Below are 24,440 nucleotides of genomic sequence, written 5' to 3'. Positions count from 1 at the left end.
ATCGGGGCCGTCCGGGCGGCGGATGCTTGGTCGTTGAGGCCGCCCGGAGGGCTGTTAGCGGTGGAGTTCGTCGCGTACGGCGTGGACCAGGAACAGCACCACCAGCCCGCTGACGGCGAGCGCGACGGCGGTGACGGCGACGGCCAGCAGCAGGGACACGGCGACCGCCGCCAGGGCCAGTACGCCCGCGATGGCGCCGAAGACCACCAGGAGCGCGGTGCCGGGCCGGGACTGCACCAGTCCGCCGACGCCCGTACGCACCGGCACATGCACCGCCTGACGGCGTGCCTCCGGGCCGGGGACAGGCTGTGCGACGTGCTGAGTGACAAGCGGCGCGGCCGTGTAGGTCTGGGTGGGCGGGTACTTGGGCTTGAGCATGAGTGATCTCCTTGCGGGGCGGGTTACTTGTGGACGGCGGTGTTGATGGCCGGGGCCAGGAAGCTGTCGGCGAGGAGATAGCCGCCGAGCAGGAGCACGATCACCAGCCAGGCCGGGGGGCGGGCGAGGCGGACGCCGAGCCAGCCGACGACGATCAGGGCGAGCCAGAGGGGTACGTCCATGGCGGGTGCTCCTTCCGGTCAGGTGAGGTGGGCGGCGAGTTGGTCGGCCATCGGGCCGGGCAGGCCGAGCCGGGCGCGCAGCGTGTCGGCGTCGATCGGGCGGCCGGTCGCGGTGCGGTGGGAGTCGGCGAGCTTGCGGGCGTGGTCGATCAGGGCGGGCGGCACGTCCAGCGGGGCGGCAGCGGGCAGGGCGGGGGCGGACTCGGAGATCGGCAGCGATTCGGCCGGCACGGGCATGACCGCCACGGAATCCGTGGGTTCTTGCGCCCGGGGTTCGGGGCTGGCGCTCGGGGTGTGCACGAGGAGGGTGCCGCCGAGGAAGGCGAGGGCGGGCCATCCGGCGACCAGGATGCGGAGCCAGGCCGGTACCGCCGACAGGTCCAGGAGCCCGGCCGTGGCGATGTTCGCGCCGAGCGAGGCGGCCAGGGCGACGGCGAACCAGGTCCAGGCCGCGCGGGTCGGTTCCTGCGTGGTGCGCAGGGTGCGGAGCCGGTGCCAGGCCGCGACCAGCAGCAGGTCGACACTGATCGGGTAGGCCCAGGCTTTCCAGCCGTGCTGTCCGGCGGCTTCGGCGATGTCGTGCAGGTGGGCGAAGGACAGCGCACCGGCGATCACGGCCTGAATCAGGACGGCATCCGGGCGGACCGTGCGGGCGGTCATCGCCACTCCACCTTGGTGAACGTCTTCTCTTCGAAGTGGTGAGAGCCGATGACCAGGTGCGCGACGTAGTCCTTGACGTCGTCGCGCACGTCCCGCCGTTCCAGGCCGTACTCGTGGGCCCAGGCTTCGGCGTCCACGTCCAGCGTGATGGTGATCCGTACCTTCATGGCGTGCCTTCCTGTGATGGCCAGGGCCGGGCGGGGATGGGTGCTCCGGCCGCCCGGTCCCGGGTTTCAGTCGGTCGGGGCTTGGCCGGTGCCCAGGCAGGTCGGGCACAGGGCTTCCTGCTTGTCGGCGCTGGTGTGCTTCTTGCGTCCGCCGACCTGGAAGGACTCCAGGACCTGACCGGTCTGGCAGTCCGGGCACGGGGTCGGCTTCTTCGCAGCACGGCGGGCGGTGGGTTTCTTCGCGGCGGGCATGGTCACCACCCCTGACCGGGGTACTCGGGGCCGTCGTTGGGGTCGTAGCCGGGCGGGAGGAAGCCGGGCGGCGGCTCAGACAGCGACGCGGCCAGGGACGTGCCCACGATCTCGATGAACACCCAGTCCGCGCCGGACAGGTGGCCGTACAGGGCCAGGTCACCGAGCAGGGCGACGGTGCGGGTGAAGTCCTCGCAGTAGTCGCACATGGTGATCTCTCCTTTAGGTTTCGGGCATGGAGCGGGTAGGGACCTGGCGCGAGACGGTCACGCCGACCGGGATGCAGCGGGGTGTTACCGGGTGCTCGAAGCCTTCTCAACGGGCGCCGGAGCAGGGCTCTGGACGGGTACTGGAGGAGCCGGGCGCCACGGGGCCAGGGCCGGGAGGTCCGGGGTCAGGTGCGCGAACTCGCGGCAGGTGGCGGCTACTTCGCCCAGGGTGGTCTTGGGGGTGCGGATGCGGGACCAGCCGCCGGAGGAGTCCCCGGCGATCGCGGTGCCGCGCCGGTTGTCCGGGATGCTGGTGGCGGCGGCCACGGCGAGGTCGTTGATGTCGCCCAGGCCCATCTCGGCGGTCTGCTTGTCGTTGCAGCGGTGTACCACCCGGCCGGTGAGCTGGGCGCGCAGGGCGGTGGCGCCTTTGCCGAGTTCCGAGCCGAAGCGCTGCCCGCAGATCTCCAGGTAGATGCCGACCGCGCGGGCGAGCTGGGCCAGCCGGATGAGCTGGGTGACCATGCGGTCCCGGCGTTCCGCGTCAACCTTGCAGGCGATCAGGAACAGTTCCGCGATCTCGTCGATCAGCACGACGATCGGGACCGGGCGCAGGTGCTTGGGCAGGCCCCAGATGTCGGAGGTGATCGTCTCCAGCGGGGTGCCCGGGGTGATGCCCTGGTGCAGGCACAGCAGATCGAAGCGGTCTTCCATGACCGCAACCAGCGCGTCCAGCAGGCCGTCGGCCTGATCCGGGGTGATGGCCAGGGCGGACAGGCGCGGGGCGAACGGGGTCTGCTCCACACCGCGTTTGCAGTCGATCCCCACCAGCGCCACACCCAGCGGAGCCAGACCCTTGACCAGGCAGCGCTGGTAGGTGGACTTGCCGGTGTCGTTCGCGCCCAGGGTGAGGGCGTGCGGGATCTTGCGGTAGTCCCGGACGAACGGCAGGCCGTCCTCGCGCAGGCCGACCACGGCCGACAGGGGCCCGGTGGCCAGGTGGCGCGGCATCCGGACACGGTCGAGGATGTCGAAGCCGGTCATCCGCAGATCCACCACACCCGGCCGGACCTCACGGACATGCACCGAGTAGACACCCCAGGCATGCCGCAGCCGTTCCGCCGACACCACCACATCGTCCGGGGCCAGCCCGGCCGCGAGCCTGAATCGGAGGCGCAGCCCGGTCGTGGTCGGGCGGATGCCCCGAATCCTGGGGATGCCGGGCCGGATCACTTCGGCGCCAGAGAGCTTGTTGCCGAACACACGCCACCACGGCGGGGAGACCGTCAGGTCACACGCCTCCATGGTCTGGCGGTAGGACGACAGCACCCGGAACAGTGCGGCGGGCAGGCCGACCAGCGACCAGTACACGGCCGGGAACCTGAGCCGGGCCACCCACAACGCGGCCACGGCCAGGACCACCAGCGCTAAGAGCACACTCCCGGACACGACGCTCAGCTCTTCGCGGACGCGGACGGCAGGATCAGGGCGACGGCACGGAACGCGATCCCGAACCGCTTCTCACCGTTGAAGGTGTTCTCCCAGTCCCGGGCCTTGAGCCCGACGACCTTGACCGGCATCCCGAGCTTGGTCCCGTCCGGGACCCCGGTCTCCGGCACCGACACGGACAAGAGGTTCGCCTCACCCTCGTCCGCGACGGTCAGGCCGACCGTCATCATCTTCGCGCCGGTCTCCCGGTCCACGGCGACCTCTTCGGTCTGCTTGTTGATGACCTTGAACTTCGGTTCAACTGCCACGAACACCACGGCAGTTGAAGTATCGATCTTGAAGGACGGCATTGCGGGACTCCCTCGTAAGGGCGGATGTGGAGTTGCCTGCCAAGTCCCATCTGGCTCAGGCCAGTTGAACTGGCTTGCACCACCAGTAGAACTGGCTCAAGCCAGTTCGTCAACCCTTCAGAGGCAACTGGCTCAAGCCAGGCGGTAGGGTGGTAAGAGCCAGTCAGGAGAGGTGGGCATGACCAACACCGATGCAGACACCAGGCCGCGCAGCCAGCAGATCGCAGACGATCTGCGTAATGCGATCAGGGACGGTACGTACGAGCCGGGGGCGCAACTTCCCTCGCAGCGCGCACTCGCCAAGCACTACGCCGCCGCGCGGAACACTGTGGATGAAGCGCTTAGCATCCTCAGCCGTGAGGGCCTCATTACGTCCCAACAGGGACGTGGCGCGTTCGTCAGGAAAAAGCAAACCCTGATCCGCCTCGGCAGTGATAGGTACTCCCATAAGCATCGCGATACAGGCTTGTCGCCATTTCTTCTTGAATGCGCCAGGCAGGGAAAACGTGGCCGCTTCGAAGTTCTGGGAATCAAGCAAATGAAGCCTGATCGCGAACTCGCGCAAAGACTGAACGTCTCAGCCACTACCAAATCTGTACTCCGACGCGAGAACGTTTTCTACGCCGATGATGACCCCGTATACCGAGTGACAACCTGGATTCCGTGGGAAATCGCGCGAGGGACCGGACTCGTAGAAGCAGAAGTGCCGCACCAGTACGGGATTCATGGCGTCTTTGAAGAAAATGGCCATGTGATGGCGCGGATCAATGACGAGATCTCCGCGCGCATGCCCACTCCTGAGGAAGTAGGCCATCTCGAACTCCCTGAAGGCGTGCCGGTAATTGAAGTACTCCATACAAGCCTCGATCAAAACGGCGATCCATACGAAGTCACTCTCTTCGTGATGCGCGCAGACATGAACGGGCTTAGTTACAACGTTCCTGTTGAGTAGATCCGGAGGGCGGAAGCCATGAGTCATAAGCATGACCTCACAATTCGCACACGCCGGGACAGCGACATTGCTGAAACCGCGATGGTTCTAGTCCGGGTCCATGCCGCCGATGGCTATCCCGTGGAAGGCGTCGATCGGCCTGAGGAGTGGCTCACTCCCCCCGGGATGCTGAAAGCCTGGGTTGCGGAGTCCGCAGGAAAGATCGTGGGGCATGCGGCGATCTGCCGCCCGAACGGCGAGGACGCGGTAGACCTTTGGCGTAGCCAAAGCAACGACCCAGAACGCGCAGTCGCCGTTCCTGTCCGGCTCTTCGTAGCCCCGGAGGCTCGGAAAAAGGGTATCGGGGAGCAACTCATGCGCGCGGTAACCCAGTTCGGACGCGAGCAAGGAACGAAGATGGTGTTCGAGGTGATGACCAAGGATGCCGCTGCAATACGCCTCTACGAACGACTGGGCTGGGTCCGTCTAGGCGCGACCTCACATGCCTACGGTGACAACCAGGCGATAGAGGCGATCTGTTTTGCCTCGCCGGAGTGAGTAGAAATCTTCTCTACGGGTTCAAGGCTCGCTGCGCTCGCTGCCCGGCCGACCGTCCGGGCACGGGACGGGGTGGTGCATCAGATCATCGCCAACCCGGCCGCCGCCGCGCAGCCAGCCACCCGGTGGCTTCCACCCCGTCCCGCAATGCGTCCGAGTGGCCCCCGAAGGCAGCGACAACACCAGGGGCGCCGCTACCGGGGGATCACGGTGGACGCTCGGGAGAAACACACACTGGACGCTGAGGCGTCGGCGTTCCCGGCCTCCTGAACCGCGTAGCGGTTTGACGCAGGGGTCAAAGGTGCCGCGCACAGCGCGGCGGCGCCGCCGGACGCCGTCGCGCCTGCCCCTCCTTGTCTGCGCCACCGGGGCCGCGCGCCGTCGCCCGGCGCGCCCGATGAGGGGCGAAATGCAAGGCCGGGGTGGGGACGGTCGGCTCCACGGCTTTACCCACCTCCCCGGTTCGGGTCCCGCGTTGAGCAAGACCAGGGGGCCACTCGGACACATTGCGGGCAGGGGTGAAGCCTGCCCGAGTGGCCAGCAAGCGTACGGCCCCCTGATCATGCTCAACCCCAAACCGGGCAGGACACCGGCCAAAGCCGCACAGCCGACCTCACGCAGTGAACGCACCTCGCACCGCTTGGGCAGTCGGCAACGCCCGCCGGACCGGCCGCATGCGGCGGTTGAGCACGGAGATCCGGTGCGTAGACGCGGGGAGAGACGTGGTGGGGGTGGCCGCCGGTCGGCACCGCTGTCCTGATGCCCGAGGGCAGCACGAACCTTGTCGGGCGCCAAGGTCGTTCAGTCGTGGAGTGCTCCACCTTGACGCCCGACAAGAACCGAGCTGGGCGAAGCCCATCAGGACAACGGCCCCGACCTCGAAGGAGCACACCATGACCTGCCCCGACCCTCAGTGCGACGACGGTCTCGTCCCTAACCCGTACTCCGACGACCCCGAAGACGTCATGATCTGCCCGGAATGCAGCCACGGAACCGACCCCCGCGACGACTACAACCACGACGCGACGGAGGGCTGACGCACCCAGGGCCCCGGCTCAGGTCGGGGCCCAAAGCCGCACCACAGCCGCACCAGATCGAGCGGGGAGCCGCAGGGAATCAAGGTCCCGCCCCGAGCACCAACGCAACCCGCGATTCCCTTAATTCGCCAGCTCAGCGGCCGGATCAGCCCTAGATCATCGCAGATTCCCAAGCTTAGAGCGCGGGTTCGATTCCCGTCACTCGCTCCAAACGCGCGTTACTAGAACCCGTAGCCACTCCGGTGAGCTGCGGGTTCTTTGCATCTGGCACAGAGCCCGACCCGAGGGTCCGGCCCGGCTGTAGACCCTGCGACGGTGGTACGCCCGCGACGCTGTCTATGACCTGGCCCAGCTCCGTGAACCGGAGTACTGGTCGCCCGTGGTCGCGGTGGTCAATCAGCAGTTGCTGCATGAACGTCTGGTTCAACGTGCGCTTGCTGGCCGGTTGCAGGCTGCGGTAGACGGCCGGGCTCAGGCTGGCGAGGAGCTTCACGATCTTGTCGAACGTCGCCAACACTTGGCTATGGTCAGTCTCCAACCCGGCCAAGACTTCCTCAACTTGTGCCTGCTCCTGCCGAATACGGTCTTGCTCCGTCTTCATCACGTCGAGCGGCACAGCGTCGGCCATGTGCGCTCGCAGGAGCTTCGTGCTCTGATCTTTGAGGTCGAGCAGTCGCCGACGCTGGACATCGGCCTCTCGCTTGCGCTCAGCCGCGTTCGCGTCCAGCAGCGCCTTGAGGTCGTCTCGATGCAGCTCCAGCGCGTGGGCGGTTGGGAAGAGGCTGTACGCCTCGGCTGCCAACTCGTCGGCCTCATCAATCGGTACGTACGGCGGATCACAGCCGGTGCCTCGGTGGCGGCCTGAGCAGTAGAAGTACCAGTACGCGCCGCCCTTGGCCGGACTGAGCCCAAAGCGCTCCTCGCAGCGGATACAGAACGCTGTGCCCTTGAGGTGGGACTGGCCTCCTCCTTCGGGCGGGTCGTGGTCGGAGTGGCCATCCATCAAGACCACGGCTCGCGCACCTTCGGCGACATAGCGAACCCGGGCGTGCTCATCGTCGAGCGCTACACCCAGCTACTGGTGGACAGTTTCGCGACCGTTGCCGGATCGACCGCGGCGGCAGTCGCCGAGTTCAGCAGGAACGATTCCGGGGCGTCGGAGCTTCACCAGATGGTCCGCGGGGTTCGGCGGCACCCCGGCGGCGTTCGCCGCGCACATGGGCACCCTGCGGCAGATCTGACCGCGTGCCCGGCACAGACGCCTCGGGGAGGGTCGGCGGTCCAGGGGGTCAGCGCAGGGCGGTGTGGTGCGGTGACGGGCCGGTCTTCAGGTCGTAAGCGATACCCAGGAGCACGCCGACTGCGGCGAGCGCGAGACCGGCGTGAGCGAAGAGCGAGATGATCCCGGGGGATGTCTGGGACAAGCGGGGCACGGTGTCGCACTGGAGAGCCGCGAAGCAGCCGAGAGCAGCCACGCCCAGGAGGCGCAGTGGCCCGGGGCGGTGGCGGACGCGAACCGGAACCCATCCTGCGAGCAGGGCGATGCCCGGCAGCAGGAGGACGGCGGAGAGGCTCAATACGAGCCAGGACTCGATGGTCGTCATGGGCGGGGGCTCCGGCGGGGCACGTGAAGATCGGTGCCGCGCGTGGCGGCCCGTCGGCTGCGGTGGATACCGATGCCATCGGTCCGCCGCAATTGGTCGGCATCCTAACGGGATGGTTGAAATGTGAGGTATCGCGCGGCTCACAGGACGCTGCGCCCGGTCGGCGTCGTGCAGCGGAACCCTGACCGGGAAGCCACTGGTACCAAGGAGTGGGGTGTTCTCACCTGCCGCTGGCGGCTTCCACGGGCTGCTCGGCCCGGCTTTCCACGTCCTCGATGCCGCTGGGCCGTCCGGCCCGGACCCAGCGGGCGTACAGGCCGGCGGCGATGAGGAGGGTCGCGGCAAGGGAGAGCATGGGCCAGCCGCGCAGCAGGTTCACCGCGAGGGTGAACGCGACGGCTGCCGCCGCGAGGCCGTTGACCCAGGCCAGCGTCTGCTTCTTCTCCGTGCGGGCGAAGCGGGCCATGGCGATGAGCCCGACGAGGAAGCTGACGAAGACGGCCACGGCGTAGAAGAGGACGAGTTCCTGCTCCTTCCCCGCCGCCGCGATGATGATCAGGGCTGCGGCGGCCAGGTAGACGAGGACCGACCAGTACGGGGTGTGGTGCTTGTTGGCGCGTCCCAGGACAGACGGCAGCACACCCGGCGCCTTCTCGGTCCCGGCCAGGGCCTTGAGCAGGCCGGGTCCGGCCTGGAACGAGGAGCTGGCGGCGGCGAGCAGCAGGAGCGAGCTGGTCAGCTGGAACGCGCCGTAGAGCCAGCCCGGTCCGGCGGCGGCGTGGGCGATGTCGGCGATCTGGGTGGAGTCGGCGCCGGGGATGCCGATGCGCAGGTTCACGGCGAGGGCGGTCAGGGCCAGAGTGAGGCCGCCGACGATGACCAGGAGCAGGGCGAGGGTGCCGCGGCCGAAGCGCCGACGGTGGGTGTCGTCGAGCTGCCCGAGTTGGGCGATGGCGGTGGAGGGGGCTTCGATGCCGGTGGCCAGGGCCATCGCCACCGGGAAGGCGAGCACCACAGCGAGGGTGGCGGAGTGTCCCGGGTCGGCCGTGGTCGCGGCATGGCCCATCGCGTGCGGGGCAGTGAAGCCGAGGACCAGGACGGCGGTGGAGACCGCCACGAACAGGACGGTCATCACGGCGAACAGCAGCCTGCCGCCGTGCCCGAACCAGGTCAGCCCGGCCACCAGCACCAGCAGGGCGAGCGCCAGGGGGATCCGGATGGGGGCGAGTGCGGGGAACAGCGCGATCGCCGCGCTGGCGGCGGCCGCGATCGAGATCCCGATGGTCAGCACGAAGTCGACGACCAGCGCGCCGATGGGCAGGAAGGTCCAGCGCGGCCCGAAGGCCCGCCCGGCCGCGGCCGCCGCGCCGCCGCCGCTGGGGAAGCGGCGCACCAGCTGCCAGTAGTTCGCGGTGACCACCACGACCAGGCCGATCACCAGGGACATGGTGGGCAGCAGCAGCGCCAGGTCGCCACGGAGGGCGCGCAGGGCGGCCTCGATGGCGTAGGCGACCGAGGAGACCGGGTCGGCGATCACCGCGAAGGCGAACGCGAAGAAGAGGACCGAGCGGCGCGGCCCGCGGGCCGCGAGGGCCGGGGCGACGGCAGGGCGGACCGGCTCGTGGATGCTCATGGCGAGGTGCCTTTCCTGGCAAAGACAAAAGAGGGACTGCTTTGCCGACCAGGCTTCCCGGCACACCACTGCGAGCGTACGTCAAGAAATCGCTGCCATCGCGTTAAGAAGACATCAAAGCGCCCTGGTGGAGAAGCAGTTGACCTTGTGGCCCGCCCCCCGGCGTACGCCCTTTGCCGCAGGCTCGTCGCGACCGGCGTCCACGGCGACCGACACCCGGCCGGCAGCAGAGCTGCCCCTCGGGTTCGGGTCAGGAGCCGTCCAGCCTGGGAGGTTCCCCGAGGGCCCGGTCGAAGCCCACCCGGTGCAGCACCGCCGCCACCTCGGCGGAGGCGTTCGCCAGCACCATCTTTGCGTCGGCGGCGCGCGCCTTCCTCAGAGCCTGTGTCTAAACCCCGCCCGGATCAGACCGCGGCGTCTGGTGCGTGCGATCGCAAGGCGCCGGAAGGCCCTCGTAGCGGAGCTACTAGGGCGTTTCGGCAACGCCGCGCGCGTGCGTGCCAGGCGCCACGGGCCCGGGCGGGGTTTAGACACAGGCTCTCAGAGCGGAGAAGAACGGGACAGTGCCGTCGGGGCCGAGGTGGCGCACCTGGACCAGGTCCACCTCGAAAGTGTCCGGCCGCTCACGCAGACCGCGGTCGAACAGTGCGCCGACCTGCCGGGCATTGCTGCCTCCGATGTCGCCGCGCAGATGGACCACCACGTGGGCGGCGGATGAGGGGTGGCGGAGCAGTCTGCGCAACAGGGAAGGAACGGCATGGTGCTTGCCGGTGACGTGACCGGGCGGGTGCTGCGGCACGGGCGAGTCCTCCTGGGCAGGCGGGCGACCTTGCCGACCAGACTTCCCGGCGCACCTGGGGCGAACTGTATGCCCGACATCGCACTTCGGCGCCTGTGGCACTCCGGTGCCACTCGGGTGGCCACGGCATCACCTCACGGGACGCTCCTGAACGGCCGATGACCACTCGGAGGGCTAGGTTGCCGACAGCGGGTCGGACGTCTGCACTCCTGACCGGCCCGAGCCCCCACGGGCAACCGAGGTTCAGGAGGCGACCGTGCCGGAGTCCGTAGTCGCCCAGAGCCGTTGGAGCCGTCCTCCCATCCAGATCGGCTGGAGCGCCCGCAACGAGCAGTGGGGATGGGACGCCGCCGTCCCTACCGCTACCCCGGCGCCGGCCTCCAAGCCTGCCTCGACCACATCGCCGCCCCCGTCCGGCAATGCGCCGGACGCGGCAACCGGAGCCCGCATCAGGGCTGGAGCGTTCCCCGGTCCCGACGCGCAACCCCGGTCAGGTGGGCAGGAGGCCGTCGTCGAGGACGCGGTGGGCGACATCGGTGAGGCGATGTCCGCGGCTGCGGGAGTAGCGCCGCATGAGGTCGAAAGCGGTATCGGGGGTGGTGGCCAGGCGATGGCTGAGAAAGCCTTTGGCCTGCTCGATGGCGATGCGGCTGTGGAGTGCGGTGCGCAGCTGGACGGTGGTGGTGTGGGGCGGTGGTGAGGGTGCGCTGGTGGACCAGGCCGATGGCGGCTGCGTCGGAGAGGGCCTGGGCGAGGCGCACTTGGGGTTCGGGCAGGGGTTGGGGCTCATTGCTCAGGAGCAGGAGGCTGCCGAGGTTCTGTTCGCGTAGCCGCAGGGGCAGGGCGGTGGCGAAGGTGAATCCGGCGTTGGTGGCCCGGTCGGCGAAATCGGTCCACCGGGAGTCGGTGGTGCGCAGGTCGACGGCGGGCAGGGGCTGTGCGTGGAGGTGTGTGTGGGCGGCTGGGCTGCGAGTGGCGGCCAGAGCCAGCAGGTCGCTCAGCTTGAGAGTGGGAGGTGCCTAGGCGCAGGGCTGGAGTCGGTTGTCGGTGGGGCGTACGAGGAGGAGTCCGGCGGCTGTGACGGGCAGCAGTTCGATGCAGCGCTCGCACAGGGTCTGGAAGAACTCGACCAGGTCGAAGTCGTCGGTCAGGGTGTCGGCGAGCAGGACGAAGGTGTCCGCCACCCGTTGCTCGCGAGGCTCGTCCACAGCCTGCCTCCTATCCTGGCGCCGGTCCTGGCTGTCGTTCATGTCCTGTCTCCTTAGCAGGGTTCGTCATGTCCGGTGTTCCCCCTGCCGGGGTCGGCGGGGTGCGGGTGGGCCTGCAGGCGCAGTTCGCCGTCGAGGACGGCTCGGGCGACATCGGTGATGTCGCGGCCGGAGGCGAAGGCTTCGGCGCGCAGCCTCGCCATCGCGGCCGCCAGAGTGATCGACAGTTGGGCAGCGAGTTTGCCGGTTGCCTGGTGGACCTCCGCCCGGTGCAGGTCCACCGTCCCCGCCCCGCCCGGTCCGTCGGCCTCTTCCCCGGCGGGAGGCAGCAGGGTGCGCAGGAGGAACTCCGCCACGGCGTCGGAGAGGACCAGCGCGTTCTCGACGGATTCCTCGTCGATCCGTCCCGGGCGGCGTCGGTAGCCGGTCAGCGCACCGATCTTCAAAGCTCCCAGCCGCAGTGGAAAGGAGAACACCGCCGCCACCGGCAGATCAGCCGCCGCGGACAGGAACCCCACCCACCGCGGACCCGGAACCAGCCCCAGATCACCGACCAGGCACACCGCCCCGTCCCGGGCGGCCTCAAGGCTCGGTCCCTGCCCCACCGTGAACTGCGCATCCTCCAGCCGGGCACTGACCTCATCGCTGAACCACACCAACTCCGGCCCGTCAAAAGCCAGCGACACCGCCATGCCGTCCCACCCCAGCCGGGCAGCGGCCTCACCCGCCCACCCCGCGCCCAACTCCTCCCGCGGGCCCCTGATCAGCGCCTCCACCAAATCCCTCACACCACTTCCCAGCATCCGCAGCGCCTCCTCCCCTCGGTTCCGCGCTACGCACCTGGCTACCGCAATACCAGACCACCCAACGCCCAGTCCAGGGTTCACAAGCAGGTACTGACTGCCATGAGAGACCTCGCAGATCGGCGAAGGAGTTCCCGGGCGTGGGCACTGAGCATGGAACTACGGTGAGGTGGCGGCGAGTTCACCGAGGGACGGAAGCCTCCCTCCCGCAAGGCGGCCACCGATGAGGCGGCTCGCCCCGGGCAGGCCGGCCAGGTCGAGGGCGGCCCGCCTGACGCGCAGCCGCAGCGGCGAATCGGGCACGAACCAACGGACCCTGCCCCGGGCGGCGCGCTGCCCGCGCTCCACCACGGGCCGCCAGATGTGCTCGTAGCGCCCCACCGCCTCTTCGACGCTGCAAGTGCGGGCGAGCTGGTCGGCCAGCACGTACGCGCCCGCGATCCCCAGCGACGCACCCTGCCCCGACAGCAGCGACACCGCGTGGCAGGCGTCGCCGACCAGGACGACGCGGCCCCGGCTCCAGCTGTCCATCTCGACCTGCGCGACCTGGTCGTAGTAGAGCTCTCCGGCGGGCGGGCAGCGCTCCAGGACGCGCGGCACCACCCCGCCGAGCCCTCGGTAGATCTCGCGCAGGGCTGCCCGCGGATCCGCCGGCGGCTCGGGTCGGGCGCTGCGGTGCACGGCAAGGACCGCGACCTTTCCGTCGCGCAGCGCGTACAGGCCCAATTGCCGGCCGAGGGTGTCGGTAAGGACGAAGCGGTCGCCGACCTCGGCGTGCAGGTCAGAGTCGTCGATGGTGAACGCCGCCGCGTTGAGCCCGAGCCGGCGTACATAGCGGTGCTCGTCACCGAAGACCAGACCGCGCACGGCGGAGTGGATGCCGTCGGCGCCGATGAGGAGGTCGGCGTCGATCGCACGACCGTCGGTGAGGGTGACACGCACGCCGTTGCCGCGGTCCTCGATGCGGGCGGGGCAAGTACCGAAGCGCAGATCCACGGCGAACGACAGCCGCTCGCGCAGGGCGAGTTCGAGATCGGGGCGCATGATGCTGAGCAGACGGCCACCCACAGTACGTGCGAACCTCTCGTACTTCAGACTCGCCCTGCACCGCCCGCACTCGTCGACGAAGTCGGCCTGTGTGATCGGGTAGCTGAGCTCGCGCAGCCACGGCAGGACACCCATGACCTCGGCAGCGTCGTAGCCCGGACCGAAGAAGTCGATCATGCAGCCCTCGGTGCGCGGCGTGGGGGCCTTCTCAAGGACCACGACCTGCCAGCCCAGGACGTTGTGCAGCCGCCCCGCCAGAGCGAGCCCGGCGATCCCCGCACCGCAGATCACTGCCTTCACCGAGATGCCCCCCTCTCTCTCCCGGACCGTGTCGTCCACCGTCACCACGCTCTACATTTGCACTATGCAAAACCACCCTGTCAAGTGAGCGGCGCAGCACCGAAGGCGGCACATCACCACCGCGATTGACCACCTTCTGACCGTGCCTGCCAGAGAGGGGCGAATCAGGGGCCGGCCACCCCTCCTCCACCTCCCCCATGCACCCTCCGAGCTAATTTGCACTGTGCAATATGCGGGTCGCGGGGACTCACGCGCGCCCCTGAGGTAGTTGTCGGACGCCCGGCCTCGATCGGGTCCGACCACCCCGGAGGTCCCTCATGCCCGTGCGTCCGTTTCGTCTGAAGTCCCGCAAGACCTGGCTGGGTGCCGGGGCCGTGCTCGTCCTCGTCGGCCTCAACGCGCCCGCCGTGGTCGGCTTCGCCACGGAGCGGTACCACGCGTACGAGATCGAGACGGACGGCTACAAGGCGGAGCGGGGGCACTGGGACGTGGTGGCGATGCCCGCCGCCTACCAGCTCAACTCGATCCACGCGGTGCTGCTGCGCACCGGCAAGGTGCTGCTGATCGCCGGATCGGGGAACAACCTGAAGCTGTTCGAGGGCGGCACGTTCAAGAGCACGCTGTGGGATCCGGTCGCCAACACCTTCAAGAAGATCGACACTCCCAAGGACATGTTCTGCGCCGGGCACGCCCAGCTTCCGGACGGGAAGGTGCTCATCGCGGGCGGCACCGGCCGCTACGAAGTCCTGGGCGGGGACGTGAAGCGGGCCGGCGGGGCCATGCTCGTCAAGAACGAGGACCCCGACCAGGACCGCACCTTCCCCAAGGGCACCGCGTTCCTGTCCGCCTCGGGCAAGACCTACCGCTCCCAGTTCCCCGTCCACGTCCCCGCCGCACACAAGCGCATCGACCCGGACACCGGGAAGGCGACGGTGACCGCGAACGAGGCGCGGGTGTACGTGGAGGCCGACCAGGCGGGCCCCGAGGGAATCACCAACACCACCGAGCAGTACGAAATCCAGGGGCTGTCCGGGAAGGACGACGACAACTTCTACGGCATCGCCAACAAGCTCGGCCTGGACAAGAAGGACTTCCAGGGGATCAAGGACGCCTACGAGTTCGACCCGGCCACCGAGAAGTACACCAAGGTCGGCTCCATGAGCGAGGCCCGCTGGTACCCGACCCTGCTCACCCTCGCCGACGGCAAGGTGCTCGCCACCTCGGGCCTGGACGACGTCGGACAGGTCGTGCCCGGCAAGAACGAGATCTACGACCCCGCCGCCCGCACCTGGAGCACCGCGCCCACCCGCTACTTCCCCACCTATCCCTCGCTGTTCCTGATGAACGGCGGGAAGGTCTTCTACTCCGGCTCCAACGCCGGGTACGGGCCGGCCGACAAGGGACGGGCGCCCGGCATCTGGGACCTGGCCGCCAACACCTTCCGGGCCGTGCCCGGGCTCAAGGACCCCGACACACTGGAGACCTCGGGCTCGGTGCTGCTGCCGCCCGCGCAGGACCAGAAGGTGATGGTGTTCGGCGGGGGCGGCGTCGGCGAGTCGGAGAAGGTGACCGCCCGCACCGCCTTCGTGGACCTCAAGGCGGCCCACCCGGCCTTCGCCCAAGGCCCCGAACTGCCGAACGCCACCCGCTACCTGAACACCGTGCTGATGCCGGACGACACCGTCTTCACCACCGGCGGCTCCGGCGACTACCGCGGCCGCAGCCAGAGCAACATCCTCGCCGCCCAGTTCTACGATCCCAAGACCAACGCCTTCCGCACGGCCGCCGAGCCCGCCGTCGGGCGGAATTACCACACCGAGGCCCTGCTGCTGCCGGACGGCCGGGTCGCCGTCTTCGGCTCCGACCCGCTCTTCGGCGACGAGGACAACACCAGGCCGGGCACCTTCGAGCAGCGCATCGAGGTGTACTCCCCGCCCTACCTCTACCGCGACGACCGGCCCCGGCTCGGTCCCGGTCCCGGCTCCGTGCGGCGCGGGCAGAGCACCGCCTTCCCCACCTCCGACGCCCTCCGCATCAAGAGCGTCCGGCTGATCCACCCCGGATCAGCCACCCACGTCACGGACTTCGACCAGCGCTCCGTCGCCCTCGGCTTCAAGCGGACCGGCGACAGCATCACGGTCACCGTGCCGAACGACCGGAGCCTGGTACCGGCCGGCTGGCACATGCTGTTCGTCACCGACGAGCACGGCACCCCGTCCCAGGCCAAGTGGCTGTACGTCCGCTGACGGCCCCGGTCCCGGTTCGCCGGCCCGGTGGGCGATCCGGCGTCGGGTCAGGAGGCGGCGTCATCCAGGAGCCGCTCCGCCTTGGCTGCCCCTTCCAGGTACTGGAGCAGACTGCGTGCCGTGACCGTGCCGCGCACCTCGGTGCGCCGACCGTCACGCGTGACGACCACCGCATACGGGCTGTGGCCGCCGGCCAGGCAGAGCATGGTCTGGGCGAGGCTCGGCGATGTCCACGGCGTGCATGAAGCGACTCCCGGCGTGCGTCGGTTCGGGTGCCGACCAGACTTCCCGGCGCGCCAGCAGCCATCCGGTACGGGACGGCTCCACGCGTCCATCCTTGCACAGGGCAAAACCGCACGGGAGGGCTTTGCCGGCCTGCTTCTTGACGGCCCCTTAACTCTTCTCGGCCGTGCGGCGCACCGGGGTGTCGGGCCATCCCAGCGGGTACAGCGCCCCGTCGTTGTCGGTGACTTGCGGCTCCCCGCCCGCGTCACTGAACGCGGTCAGGGCTTCCACCAGGGCGGCACGCTGATCGGGGGCGACCCGCTCGACGATCGCGGCGATCTCCGCGCGGCGGCGGGCGGTGACCTCCTCGACCAGCCGCCGTCCGTCGTCGGTCAGACGCAGCAGGGTCTCGCGCCGGTTGTCCGGGTTGATCTGGCGGTCGGCCAGGTTGGCCGCGATGAGCCGGTCCACCATGCGCATCGCGGTCGACGGGTTGACGCCGAGCAGGTCGGCGAGGGCGACGAGTTTGGCCGTACCGTGGGTGGACAGGACGACCAGCAGCCGGAACTGGGGCAGGGTGACACGGTCCTCGACCGCCGCGAGAGAGCGGGCGGAGACGGCGACCAGCACCCGAGAGGCGGTCAGCACAGCGAGAGTCACGGCGTCGACGTCGTCCCTGGCGCCGACGGAAGGCTGCTGGTGCTCACTCATACCCTCTTTCTACCGTGCCGCCTCCAGTTTCCTGCCACCGGGCAGGGTGTGGAGTCCGTCAAGTCCGGTGGCGCAGCAGCAGCATGGCGGCGTCGTCGTGCGGCGGTCCGTTTGGCCCTCCGCGCCTCGGCGGGGAGGGCAGCACTGGGGCGACCCGGCGTCGCCAGCGCGGCCTGCGCCCGGCCTCCGGCGCGTTGTGCCGACCCGGTGTGTGCAGCCATCGGACACCCCCTTCCCGTCACGTTTAGACTATGCAAAGGTTGTGCTGCTGAATCATTCTCTTGACCGGATCGTGACTGATTCCATGCCGGTGCGTCCGGCTCGCCCACAGTCCAGAGAGGCAGACCCGTGGCCGACACCAGCTCCGAACCTCAGCGGCCCAAGCTCCCCACCAGCTGGAAACGGCTGGTGGCGCGGCTGCCCGTGCACCTCTACCGGGCCGGTCTCGGGCCCCTGTTCGGCCGACGGATGCTGCTGCTGATCCATACCGGCCGGGTCTCCGGCCAGGCCCGGCGGGTGGTGGTGGAGGTGGTGGCCTACGACGCCGAGCGGCGGACCTGGGCCGTGGCGTCCGGCTTCGGGCCGAAGGCGCAGTGGTACCAGAACCTGCGCCGCACCCCGCAGGCCACCATCCAGTTCGGCCGCCGCTACCACGCGGTGACCGCCCGCTTCCTGCCGCCGGAGGAGGGCGGCCGGATCATGGCCGCGTACGCGCCGCAGCACCCGCGCGCGGCCCGCGTCCTGTGCCGGTACATGGGCTTCGAGACCGACGGGAGCGCCGAGAGCTTCCGGGCGGCCGGCGAGCGGATCCCCTTCGTGCGGCTGGAGGAGCGGCCGGGCCCCGGCGGACGTGCGGGCCGGTCCTGAGGCGCCGGCCGTCAGCCCGCGGGTACCGGTGCGCACATGGGTGCCGGGCCCGTGACGGGATGCAGGGCGCGCAGCGCGCTCTGGTGGGTGAGCCAGCCCACCAGGTGCGACCGCTCGGAATCGAGTACCGGCAGACCGGTGCCGGGGTGGGATATCAGGGCGTGCAGCGCCGCGGCCAACGGCAGGTCGGCCGTGAGGGAGGCGGGCCGCTGCACCAGGTCCCCGGCAAGGGCGCCGCAGCCGGCGGAGCCGGGCTCATCAGCCAGGGCCTCCGCGACAGACCTGGCCGTGATCGTGCCGACGTAGCGGCCGTTCTTGTCGGCCACCGGCAGCACCCCGTGCGCGGACCGGGACAGTTCCAGAGCCATGGCGGACAGCGGCGCGTCCACCGCGAGTGCCCCGGGGGCGGCCTCCATCACCTCGTCGACCCGCTGGGAACCAAGCGGCGCACCTGGGGCGGGGCCGTCGAGGTCGATGCCGCGGCGGCGCAGCTTGAGGGTGTAGACGGTGTCACGGGACAGCAGCCTGCTGACGGCGGTCGCGGTGACGATGGCGAGCATGAGCGGCAGGATGATCGAGTACTCGCCGGTCAGCTCGAAGAGGATGACCACCGCGGTGATCGGCGCCCGGGAGGCGCCCGCGAACACCGCGCCCATGCCGACCAGCGCGTAGGCGCCGACCGCGCCCGTCGTGCCGGGCAGCAGCGACTGCATCCCGGCCCCGTAGACGGCCCCCAGCATCGCGCCCATGAACAGGCTCGGGGCGAAGACGCCGCCGGAGCCGCCGATGCCGATCGTGAGGCTGGTCGCCAGGATCTTCCCAACCAGGAGCAGGAGCAGAAAGGCGGCGGCGTACTTGCCCTCGGCTGCGTTTTCCAGGACCGGGTAGCCCACCCCGTACATCTCCGGAAGCACCAGCAGCACCACACCGAGCAGCAGACCGCCGACGGCCGGGCGCAGCCACTCCGGTCCGCGCCAGGCCCAGTCGCAGGCGTCCTCGATCCAGTACAGGATGCGGGTGAAGCCGATGCCGACGCCGCCCGCGACGATGCCGAGCAGGGCGAACAGGCCGTACTGCGCGACGTGGTCGACGTGGAAGGCCGGCAGGGTAAGGAAGGCGACATCTCCGAAGGCGGCACGGCCGATGATGCTCGCGGCGACGCTGGACAGCACGACCGCGCCGAACGCCTCGACGGTGAAGCTGCGCAGGATCAGTTCCATCGCGAAGAACACCCCGGCCAGCGGCGCGTTGAAGGTGGCCGCGATACCCCCCGCCGCACCACAGGCGACCAGCAGCTTCATCCGCCCTTCGGTGACCTTCGTGATGCGCCCCAGGGTGGAGCCGAGCGCGGAGCCGATCTGCACGATCGGGCCCTCACGTCCCACCGAGCCGCCCGAGCCGATGGTCAGCGCCGAGGCCAGGGCCTTGACGACGGAGACGTTCGGGTTGATGCGGCCGCCGCGCTGGGCGACCGCGAGCATCACCTCGGGCACGCCGTGGCCGCGGGCCTCCTTGGCGAACCGGTCCACCAGCGGCCCGTAGAGCAGCCCGCCGATCACCGGCGCGAGCAGCACGAAGTACGGCCCCAGCCACGGCACATGGGGATTGGCCGAGCCGCCGGCTCCCGCATAGTCGGCATGGCCGGAGAACAGCCCGGTGAAAGTCCTGATCAGCCAGCGGAAGGCGATCGAGCCGAGCCCTGCGCCGGCTCCGATCACGAGCGCGAGTGCGGCGAGGCCCCACTTCGCCTCGCGCATCCCCACCGAGCCGCGTTCCCGCCATGAGAGGGGGCGTATCGCTCCTGGTGCGTCGGCCGCCGCAGCGGGCCTCGTCGTCGTGTCGGCCATGTTCACATTCCCCTTACTCGCGCCATTTTGCATTATGCAAAGCTTGTCAAGGGGAGGCACCCCGGGGATGCCCCATGCGACCGCCACAGATGCTCTGACCTGCCCCGATATCAATACCCATGGACAGCTACTGAACACACGTTTAGCATGCTGTACATGCGTTCAATCTCCGACGACCGGACCGCTCGGGCAGTCATCCGGGACGAGGCTCTGAGACTCTTCTCCGAGCGCGGCCCCGAAGCGGTGACCGTGCGGCAGATCGCCACCGCCGCAGGCGTCTCGGCCGGGCTCGTCGTGCACCACTTCGGCTCGAAGGACGGCCTGCGCGAAGAGGTCGACCAATACGTCCTGGCGGCCTTCGAGGCGATGCTGGCCGAGCTGACCGGCGAGGGCGGGGCCGACCTGCTCGACCCGCAGGCCCAGACCGGGTCCCTGAGCGAGGTGATGGCACGGCACCTGCCCGCCGAGTCCCCGCTGCCCGGCTACCTGCGCCGCCTGCTGCTCTCCGACGCCGAGGCAGGCCGCATGCTGTTCCGCCGCCTGTACGAGCTCAGCACGGTGGCCTTGACCGGACTCACGCGGGCCGGACTCGCCGCACCCGGCCGCGACCCCGCCGCACGCGCGGCGTTCCTGCTCGCAGGCGACCTGGCGCTGTTCCTGCTCCGCGACCGGATCGCCGACGTGCTCGGCACCGACCCCTTGTCGGCCGAGGGCATGGCTCGCTGGGCCCCCGAAATGCTCAGCATCTACGCGGGCGGTCTGACCGCCGCGCCCGACACGGACGCACCCGAAGGAGAACCACCGGAAGGAGAACCGTCGTGACCACCACCATCGCCGCGCCCGCCCTCGAAGCCCACGACCTCCACAAGGCATACGGCAGGCACCGCGTGCTGCGTGGCGCGGACCTCACGGTCGACCGCGGCCAGTTGGTCGCCGTCGTCGGCGAGAACGGCACGGGCAAGTCGACCCTGCTCAAAGCTCTCGCCGGGACGCTGCCTGCCGACCGCGGCGAGATCAGGCTCACCGGGCGCCTCGGCTACTGCCCCCAGGACCCGGTCCTCAACCTCAACCTCACGGTCGACCAGCACCTGCACTACTTCGCCGCCGCCTACCGCCTGCCGGACCTGGCCCACGGCCGCGAGCTGGTGGCCCGGCTCGGCTACGGGCAGTACGCGAACACGACCGCCGGAAAGCTGTCGGGCGGCACGCGGCAGAAGCTCAACCTCACCCTCGCCCTGCTGCACGACCCCGACGTCCTCCTCCTCGACGAGCCGTACCAGGGCTTCGACTGGGAAACCTACCTGCGGTTCTGGGACCTGGTCGCGGACCTGCGCTCGCGCGGCAAAGCCATCGTCGTCATCACCCATCTCGTCTTCGAGCAGGACCGGTTCGACACACTGGCCGACCTCGTCGACGGCCGGCTCACCCCGCGCACGACGACCAGGGCGGCCGACCATGCCGACGCCTGAACCCGCCACAGCCACTCAACTGCCCACATCGTCAGGGCAGTTCCCCACCGCCCTGCGGTTCTGCCTGCGCGACCAGACCCGCAACCGCCTCGCCGGACTCCTGCTCGTCCTCTTCGTGCCCGCCTGGTACCTGATGATGGTCACCCTGGCCGGACACCAGCCCCTCGACTTCAAACTGTTCGCCACCGGCCGGGTCCTGCACGTCGACGGCGGACACCTGACGCTGATCTCGGCCGGCCTCAACTCCCTCACCATGATCAGCGGGTTCGTCGTCTTCGACGCCGTCCGCACATCCCTCGCCTTCGACCGACGGCTCGTCCACGCGGGATACCGCCAGCCCGTCCTGATCGGCGCCAAGATGCTGGCCGTCGCCCTGATCACCACGGCAGTCGCCGGCTACACCGCGCTCGCCCTGCTGCCGTTCTGGCTGCCCTCGCCCAGCGGCTGGCTCACGATCCTGGCGGCCTTCACCGCCATAGCCCTCACCTACGGCGCCCTCGGCCTGCTCCTCGGCGTCCTGGTCCGCAGCGACCTCGAAGGCTTCTTCCTCATCATCATGGGCAGCCTGATGGACACCTTCCTGCAGAACCCGCTCGGCAACCCGATCGCCAACAAACCCGTCCTGGAGTGGTTTCCGTCCTTCGGGCCCATGCAGTTCGCCGTCGGCGGCGCCTTCGCCCACACCGCCCTGTGGGGCCACCTCGCCCTCGGCCTGTTGTGGGCGGCCGGGTTCGCCACGATGGGGCTGGCCGTCTTCCGCCACCGCACCCGGCGGCTCACGCGCGTACTCAGTCGCGCATGACCGGCGGACAGACCTCGTTGGGCGCGTCTGCTGCTACGGGTGCCGGCCGGAGTACGAAGGTTCAGGACATCAGGTAGGGGAAGCACCCGTCGACGGATCCGGGCCCCGAGGAGTCCCGGGCGTCCTCGGGCAGCGGCGGGACGGCGGGACGGCGCAGCCCATCGGGCGGTCGTCGCGCTCGTCTCGTCACAGGCGACCCGGGCTTCGACCGCCCGCGTGGTCAGGTAGCCGGATTACGCCAAGCTCGCCAACCTGATCCGGCTACCGATCTCTTGGAGGCCGAGCTGGGCACCGAGGCCGCTTGATCGCCGCACCACAGGTCAGAGCACTCCCGCACGCCTCCGCCCCCAGCCGAACACTTGGAAAGCATGTCTGCCTCCGGACGGGCCCCGCCTGCAAATCCTCGCGGCACAGGACACGCAGCCGGAATAGCCGCCCTTCTGGATTCCAGGACACCGGGCAGGTCACGGACGAGTGGCCACCAGCAGATCAACCACGTAGGTCTCTTCCACCGCCTCATCGGGGAAGAGGTCGCGCAGCCGCCCACGCTCCTCGGAGAGAAAGGCGCGCTTGTCGTCCTCGGCGAGGACGAGGAAGGCAGAGCGGCTGCTGATGTTGGCGAGATGCGTTTCGAGCGGGATCACGCGGCTCCAGCTCACTTGGCGGCGGGCGACCCGGAGCCCAGAGAGGCCCGCGAGCCGGATGGCGTCGCTGTCGTCGGGACGCTTCCGGGAAGTCGGCTTCACCCCGCAGTGATGGGCGATCCTCTGGTGCTGCTCTCGGATCCACGGCACGTCGAAGGCGGTGGTGTTCCACCAGATCGCGAGCGCACCGCCCGGCCGCAGGACCCGCAGCGTCTCCGGGACCGAGCGGGTGGTGTCGGTCCACTGCCAGGACTGGGCGTAGGTGATGAGGTCGTGGGAGGCGTCCGCGAGGGGGAGGGCGTTGCCGTCACCTCTGATGACCGGCACATCAGGGAGCAGAGTGTGGAACTTGGCGGCCATGGCGCCGCCCGGCTCAACGGCGATCACCTCGGCCCCGCGCTCGCGCAGCAGCGCGGTGGCGATTCCGGTGCCCGCGCCGACATCGGCAGCGCGGGCACGCGCCAAGGGACGCCTCGTGAACTCTTCGATGAAGTCGAAGAGTTCGGGCGGATACGAGGGTCGGCTGGCCGCGTACTGGTCAGCGGCCGCGTTGAACGAATGAGCGCGTGAGCTTGCGGTCATCCCCCCAGCATCTCCCCCGCCCCACCGACCGCCCACCCCGGTGACCCCTTCCTGTCACAGCACTAGCAAGCCGTCTCAGGCACGTCGCCCCCGCCGCCCACGCCTCCTCATGACGGTGCACGATTCGCCAAACGGCCGAACTCCGAGGCGGCCACCCACATCCCCGTCGACGCTCAGCGGGCGCGCGTTGCCCACACCTCGACGTAGGGGCCCCGGTCCACGTGCTCGACCTCAAACCCCGCGTCGGCAACGGCCCCGGCGAATTTCTCCGCGTCCCAGACCGTGTACCAGCGGCGCCCGTCGGGCTCGTCCAGCCATCCGGTGCTCCCGGTGGCCTTGAGGCACACATACAGCCTGCCGCCGGGGCGCAGCAGCTCGGCGAACTGTCCGAGCACGTCCACCGCCTCCGCCTCGTGCAGGTGTACGAGCGATGCGGACGCCCAGATCCCGTCGAACGTCCCCGCCGGAAACCGCGCCCCGACCTCGCGCAGATCGCACTGCGAGGTGGGCGCGTGGGCGCGGGCCATGGAGACGAACACGGGGTTGAGGTCGACGCCGCGTGCGGCATGGCCGTACGCCCCAAACCGGGCCAGGTCACGGCCAGGTCCACAGCCGGCGTCAAGAATCAGCGAGGGCGTCGGCAGTGAGCGTGCGAACCGCTCGACTCGGTCCGACATCTTCGGGGCATGCGTGGCCTCATAGTCGCCCGCGTGGTCGCTATAGGCCGCGACGGACTCGGCAACGGGGTCGGACAGCGGGTCCTCGCCACTCATCGTGACCTGCACAGCCATCCCCTCCTCCTGGCACCGCCCGGCGACACGCCGTCCAGCCAGTGCGCGGCAGCCTTCCTGAAATCGACCATCTCCCCATCCTCTCCTCCCCGTCCCAGTGCCCGTACACGGCTGGGGCGTCGGGGCGGGTCGAGTTCCACATGCCGCTCAGTACGCGCGAGAGCAGGCGGACCGACTCGGGACAGAACGGGCACTGCCCAGTACGGCCCTACAGCGTGTCTGATGAGTCGAGGGTGTCGAGAGATTTCTGCCGGGCTTAGTGGTGGGGTCAGATGCCGCGTTCGATCACGTCGATGACGTGCTGGCCGACGTCGTGGGCCTGGGTGGGGTGGAGGCCGCGGAGGGGCCGTCGATGAGGAGGACGGCGAGAACCTTGACCATCTGCGGGGCGTCACCCCACTGCTCGGGGGTGATGACGAACGCCAGGGACGCCGCCCGCCCTCGCGCCGCCAGATCCGGCGCAGGTCCGACCGTTCGGACAACCGATCGCAATCCGCCTCCGCAAATCACCGCTTGAGCCCACCCGGCCAGCAGCGGCAGTGGCTCCACCGGGGCGGCGCTCGCCGCGCCTGCGCCGGGTGCGTTCATCACCCGTGCCACTACGTGCCATTCAGGACGGTAAACAGCGGCTGGCAGGGGCTCCGTTCGGCCTCCCGAAGAACGCCCAAATCTATGGCGTTTACGCAGAT

Annotated in this window: 29 protein-coding genes and 1 pseudogene; 8 read left to right on the top strand and 22 right to left on the bottom strand. The window is 69.5% G+C overall.

Going from position 1 to position 24,440, the window contains the following annotated elements:
- Positions 1-54 precede the first annotated feature (54 nt).
- From ACWC2B_RS33910 to ACWC2B_RS33875, 8 genes are all read right to left on the bottom strand, one after another.
- A complete protein-coding gene (locus ACWC2B_RS33910; protein ID WP_450723461.1) occupies positions 55-378 on the bottom strand; it encodes a hypothetical protein in 324 nt (107 codons plus the stop codon).
- 23 nt (positions 379-401) lie between these two features.
- Positions 402-560 (bottom strand): hypothetical protein, encoded by a 159-nt coding sequence (locus ACWC2B_RS33905; protein WP_450723459.1) that lies wholly within the window; start codon positions 558-560, stop codon positions 402-404.
- Between the two features lie 18 nt (positions 561-578).
- Positions 579-1,220 (bottom strand): DUF2637 domain-containing protein, encoded by a 642-nt coding sequence (locus ACWC2B_RS33900; protein WP_450723457.1) that lies wholly within the window; start codon positions 1,218-1,220, stop codon positions 579-581.
- Positions 1,217-1,387, bottom strand: a complete 171-nt coding sequence (locus ACWC2B_RS33895) for a hypothetical protein (protein WP_450723455.1) — start codon at positions 1,385-1,387, stop codon at positions 1,217-1,219. The genes ACWC2B_RS33900 and ACWC2B_RS33895 overlap by 4 nt, the downstream gene beginning before the upstream one ends.
- 66 nt (positions 1,388-1,453) lie before the next feature.
- On the bottom strand, positions 1,454-1,639 hold the full coding sequence (locus tag ACWC2B_RS33890; RefSeq protein ID WP_450723453.1) for a hypothetical protein: 186 nt from the start codon (positions 1,637-1,639) through the stop codon (positions 1,454-1,456).
- Between the two features lie 2 nt (positions 1,640-1,641).
- Positions 1,642-1,848, bottom strand: coding sequence for a hypothetical protein (locus ACWC2B_RS33885; protein ID WP_450723451.1), 207 nt, complete (start codon positions 1,846-1,848; stop codon positions 1,642-1,644).
- Between the two features lie 84 nt (positions 1,849-1,932).
- Positions 1,933-3,306: an FtsK/SpoIIIE domain-containing protein gene (locus tag ACWC2B_RS33880; RefSeq protein ID WP_450723492.1), complete on the bottom strand. Its 1,374-nt coding sequence runs from the start codon at positions 3,304-3,306 to the stop codon at positions 1,933-1,935.
- Entirely contained in the window at positions 3,303-3,647 is a 345-nt protein-coding gene (locus tag ACWC2B_RS33875) for an SCO3933 family regulatory protein (RefSeq protein ID WP_450723449.1), read from the bottom strand. Before ACWC2B_RS33875 ends, ACWC2B_RS33880 begins: the two co-directional genes overlap by 4 nt.
- A gap of 178 nt (positions 3,648-3,825) precedes the next feature.
- Between ACWC2B_RS33875 and ACWC2B_RS33870 the strand changes: the two genes are divergently transcribed.
- From ACWC2B_RS33870 to ACWC2B_RS33860, 3 genes are all read left to right on the top strand, one after another.
- Positions 3,826-4,599, top strand: coding sequence for a GntR family transcriptional regulator (locus ACWC2B_RS33870; protein WP_450723447.1), 774 nt, complete (start codon positions 3,826-3,828; stop codon positions 4,597-4,599).
- A gap of 18 nt (positions 4,600-4,617) precedes the next feature.
- Positions 4,618-5,136: an N-acetyltransferase family protein gene (locus ACWC2B_RS33865; protein WP_450723445.1), complete on the top strand. Its 519-nt coding sequence runs from the start codon at positions 4,618-4,620 to the stop codon at positions 5,134-5,136.
- A gap of 893 nt (positions 5,137-6,029) precedes the next feature.
- Positions 6,030-6,173, top strand: a complete 144-nt coding sequence (locus tag ACWC2B_RS33860; RefSeq protein ID WP_450723443.1) for a hypothetical protein — start codon at positions 6,030-6,032, stop codon at positions 6,171-6,173.
- A gap of 175 nt (positions 6,174-6,348) precedes the next feature.
- Here the strand turns inward: ACWC2B_RS33860 and ACWC2B_RS33855 are convergent, their stop codons facing one another.
- From ACWC2B_RS33855 to ACWC2B_RS33815, 9 genes and pseudogenes are all read right to left on the bottom strand, one after another.
- On the bottom strand, positions 6,349-7,176 hold the full coding sequence (locus ACWC2B_RS33855; RefSeq protein ID WP_450723490.1) for a zinc ribbon domain-containing protein: 828 nt from the start codon (positions 7,174-7,176) through the stop codon (positions 6,349-6,351).
- Between the two features lie 286 nt (positions 7,177-7,462).
- A complete protein-coding gene (locus tag ACWC2B_RS33850; RefSeq protein ID WP_450723441.1) occupies positions 7,463-7,777 on the bottom strand; it encodes a hypothetical protein in 315 nt (104 codons plus the stop codon).
- Between the two features lie 220 nt (positions 7,778-7,997).
- On the bottom strand, positions 7,998-9,410 hold the full coding sequence (locus ACWC2B_RS33845; protein ID WP_450723439.1) for an amino acid permease: 1,413 nt from the start codon (positions 9,408-9,410) through the stop codon (positions 7,998-8,000).
- Between the two features lie 526 nt (positions 9,411-9,936).
- Complete coding sequence (locus ACWC2B_RS33840) at positions 9,937-10,209, bottom strand: hypothetical protein (protein WP_450723437.1); 273 nt, start codon at positions 10,207-10,209, stop codon at positions 9,937-9,939.
- A 490-nt stretch (positions 10,210-10,699) separates the two neighbouring features.
- Complete coding sequence (locus ACWC2B_RS33835; RefSeq protein ID WP_450723435.1) at positions 10,700-10,999, bottom strand: ANTAR domain-containing protein; 300 nt, start codon at positions 10,997-10,999, stop codon at positions 10,700-10,702.
- Positions 10,989-11,126: pseudogene (locus tag ACWC2B_RS33830) on the bottom strand (transcriptional regulator); the annotation flags it as partial. The pseudogene ACWC2B_RS33830 and the gene ACWC2B_RS33835, both read right to left, overlap by 11 nt.
- A gap of 102 nt (positions 11,127-11,228) precedes the next feature.
- Positions 11,229-11,459 carry a hypothetical protein gene (locus tag ACWC2B_RS33825; RefSeq protein ID WP_450723433.1) on the bottom strand — a complete coding sequence of 77 codons (231 nt, stop codon included), beginning with the start codon at positions 11,457-11,459 and terminating at the stop codon, positions 11,229-11,231.
- An 11-nt stretch (positions 11,460-11,470) separates the two neighbouring features.
- Positions 11,471-12,205, bottom strand: a complete 735-nt coding sequence (locus ACWC2B_RS33820) for a GAF domain-containing protein (RefSeq protein ID WP_450723431.1) — start codon at positions 12,203-12,205, stop codon at positions 11,471-11,473.
- Positions 12,206-12,379: 174 nt separating this feature from the next.
- Complete coding sequence (locus ACWC2B_RS33815; protein ID WP_450723429.1) at positions 12,380-13,567, bottom strand: FAD-dependent monooxygenase; 1,188 nt, start codon at positions 13,565-13,567, stop codon at positions 12,380-12,382.
- A 317-nt stretch (positions 13,568-13,884) separates the two neighbouring features.
- Here ACWC2B_RS33815 and ACWC2B_RS33810 point away from each other — a divergent pair, with 317 nt between their 5' ends.
- Complete coding sequence (locus tag ACWC2B_RS33810) at positions 13,885-15,813, top strand: galactose oxidase-like domain-containing protein (RefSeq protein WP_450723427.1); 1,929 nt, start codon at positions 13,885-13,887, stop codon at positions 15,811-15,813.
- 47 nt (positions 15,814-15,860) lie between these two features.
- On the opposite strand, the gene ACWC2B_RS33805 is transcribed toward ACWC2B_RS33810, so the two are convergent.
- Entirely contained in the window at positions 15,861-16,019 is a 159-nt protein-coding gene (locus tag ACWC2B_RS33805) for a hypothetical protein (RefSeq protein ID WP_450723425.1), read from the bottom strand.
- A gap of 187 nt (positions 16,020-16,206) precedes the next feature.
- Complete coding sequence (locus tag ACWC2B_RS33800) at positions 16,207-16,749, bottom strand: MarR family winged helix-turn-helix transcriptional regulator (protein ID WP_450723423.1); 543 nt, start codon at positions 16,747-16,749, stop codon at positions 16,207-16,209.
- A gap of 348 nt (positions 16,750-17,097) precedes the next feature.
- Here ACWC2B_RS33800 and ACWC2B_RS33795 point away from each other — a divergent pair, with 348 nt between their 5' ends.
- Complete coding sequence (locus tag ACWC2B_RS33795) at positions 17,098-17,616, top strand: nitroreductase family deazaflavin-dependent oxidoreductase (RefSeq protein WP_450723421.1); 519 nt, start codon at positions 17,098-17,100, stop codon at positions 17,614-17,616.
- An 11-nt stretch (positions 17,617-17,627) separates the two neighbouring features.
- Here ACWC2B_RS33795 and ACWC2B_RS33790 read toward each other — a convergent pair whose 3' ends face one another.
- Positions 17,628-19,373, bottom strand: coding sequence for a chloride channel protein (locus ACWC2B_RS33790; RefSeq protein ID WP_450723488.1), 1,746 nt, complete (start codon positions 19,371-19,373; stop codon positions 17,628-17,630).
- Between the two features lie 246 nt (positions 19,374-19,619).
- Between ACWC2B_RS33790 and ACWC2B_RS33785 the strand changes: the two genes are divergently transcribed.
- From ACWC2B_RS33785 to ACWC2B_RS33775, 3 genes are read left to right on the top strand one after another with little or no spacing between them, the layout of a single operon-like run.
- On the top strand, positions 19,620-20,285 hold the full coding sequence (locus ACWC2B_RS33785) for a TetR/AcrR family transcriptional regulator (protein ID WP_450723419.1): 666 nt from the start codon (positions 19,620-19,622) through the stop codon (positions 20,283-20,285).
- A complete protein-coding gene (locus ACWC2B_RS33780; RefSeq protein WP_450723417.1) occupies positions 20,282-20,932 on the top strand; it encodes an ABC transporter ATP-binding protein in 651 nt (216 codons plus the stop codon). The genes ACWC2B_RS33785 and ACWC2B_RS33780 overlap by 4 nt, the downstream gene beginning before the upstream one ends.
- The gene (locus ACWC2B_RS33775) at positions 20,919-21,734 is read left to right on the top strand and encodes a hypothetical protein (RefSeq protein ID WP_450723415.1); all 816 of its coding nucleotides are present in this window, start codon (positions 20,919-20,921) and stop codon (positions 21,732-21,734) included. The genes ACWC2B_RS33780 and ACWC2B_RS33775 overlap by 14 nt, the downstream gene beginning before the upstream one ends.
- 464 nt (positions 21,735-22,198) lie before the next feature.
- On the opposite strand, the gene ACWC2B_RS33770 is transcribed toward ACWC2B_RS33775, so the two are convergent.
- The gene (locus tag ACWC2B_RS33770) at positions 22,199-22,960 is read right to left on the bottom strand and encodes a class I SAM-dependent methyltransferase (protein ID WP_450723413.1); all 762 of its coding nucleotides are present in this window, start codon (positions 22,958-22,960) and stop codon (positions 22,199-22,201) included.
- A gap of 173 nt (positions 22,961-23,133) precedes the next feature.
- Positions 23,134-23,751 (bottom strand): class I SAM-dependent methyltransferase, encoded by a 618-nt coding sequence (locus tag ACWC2B_RS33765; RefSeq protein ID WP_450723411.1) that lies wholly within the window; start codon positions 23,749-23,751, stop codon positions 23,134-23,136.
- Between the last annotated feature and the right edge of the window lie 689 nt (positions 23,752-24,440).

The organism is Streptomyces sp. NPDC001415 (assembly GCF_053597395.1).
Note: the sequence above shows the minus strand (reverse complement) of the source record. Positions and strands in the feature narration are given on the sequence as shown.

Coding starts and splice junctions, on each gene's coding strand:
- ACWC2B_RS33910 (WP_450723461.1), bottom strand. CDS start 378: ATGCTCAAGCCCAAGTACCCGCCCACCCAGACCTACACGGCCGCGCCG.
- ACWC2B_RS33905 (WP_450723459.1), bottom strand. CDS start 560: ATGGACGTACCCCTCTGGCTCGCCCTGATCGTCGTCGGCTGGCTCGGC.
- ACWC2B_RS33900 (WP_450723457.1), bottom strand. CDS start 1,220: ATGACCGCCCGCACGGTCCGCCCGGATGCCGTCCTGATTCAGGCCGTG.
- ACWC2B_RS33895 (WP_450723455.1), bottom strand. CDS start 1,387: ATGAAGGTACGGATCACCATCACGCTGGACGTGGACGCCGAAGCCTGG.
- ACWC2B_RS33890 (WP_450723453.1), bottom strand. CDS start 1,639: ATGCCCGCCGCGAAGAAACCCACCGCCCGCCGTGCTGCGAAGAAGCCG.
- ACWC2B_RS33885 (WP_450723451.1), bottom strand. CDS start 1,848: ATGTGCGACTACTGCGAGGACTTCACCCGCACCGTCGCCCTGCTCGGT.
- ACWC2B_RS33875 (WP_450723449.1), bottom strand. CDS start 3,647: ATGCCGTCCTTCAAGATCGATACTTCAACTGCCGTGGTGTTCGTGGCA.
- ACWC2B_RS33870 (WP_450723447.1), top strand. CDS start 3,826: ATGACCAACACCGATGCAGACACCAGGCCGCGCAGCCAGCAGATCGCA.
- ACWC2B_RS33865 (WP_450723445.1), top strand. CDS start 4,618: ATGAGTCATAAGCATGACCTCACAATTCGCACACGCCGGGACAGCGAC.
- ACWC2B_RS33860 (WP_450723443.1), top strand. CDS start 6,030: ATGACCTGCCCCGACCCTCAGTGCGACGACGGTCTCGTCCCTAACCCG.
- ACWC2B_RS33855 (WP_450723490.1), bottom strand. CDS start 7,176: ATGGATGGCCACTCCGACCACGACCCGCCCGAAGGAGGAGGCCAGTCC.
- ACWC2B_RS33850 (WP_450723441.1), bottom strand. CDS start 7,777: ATGACGACCATCGAGTCCTGGCTCGTATTGAGCCTCTCCGCCGTCCTC.
- ACWC2B_RS33845 (WP_450723439.1), bottom strand. CDS start 9,410: ATGAGCATCCACGAGCCGGTCCGCCCTGCCGTCGCCCCGGCCCTCGCG.
- ACWC2B_RS33835 (WP_450723435.1), bottom strand. CDS start 10,999: ATGAGCCCCAACCCCTGCCCGAACCCCAAGTGCGCCTCGCCCAGGCCC.
- ACWC2B_RS33825 (WP_450723433.1), bottom strand. CDS start 11,459: ATGAACGACAGCCAGGACCGGCGCCAGGATAGGAGGCAGGCTGTGGAC.
- ACWC2B_RS33810 (WP_450723427.1), top strand. CDS start 13,885: ATGCCCGTGCGTCCGTTTCGTCTGAAGTCCCGCAAGACCTGGCTGGGT.
- ACWC2B_RS33805 (WP_450723425.1), bottom strand. CDS start 16,019: ATGCTCTGCCTGGCCGGCGGCCACAGCCCGTATGCGGTGGTCGTCACG.
- ACWC2B_RS33800 (WP_450723423.1), bottom strand. CDS start 16,749: ATGAGTGAGCACCAGCAGCCTTCCGTCGGCGCCAGGGACGACGTCGAC.
- ACWC2B_RS33790 (WP_450723488.1), bottom strand. CDS start 19,373: ATGCGCGAGGCGAAGTGGGGCCTCGCCGCACTCGCGCTCGTGATCGGA.
- ACWC2B_RS33785 (WP_450723419.1), top strand. CDS start 19,620: ATGCGTTCAATCTCCGACGACCGGACCGCTCGGGCAGTCATCCGGGAC.
- ACWC2B_RS33775 (WP_450723415.1), top strand. CDS start 20,919: ATGCCGACGCCTGAACCCGCCACAGCCACTCAACTGCCCACATCGTCA.
- ACWC2B_RS33770 (WP_450723413.1), bottom strand. CDS start 22,960: ATGACCGCAAGCTCACGCGCTCATTCGTTCAACGCGGCCGCTGACCAG.
- ACWC2B_RS33765 (WP_450723411.1), bottom strand. CDS start 23,751: ATGGCTGTGCAGGTCACGATGAGTGGCGAGGACCCGCTGTCCGACCCC.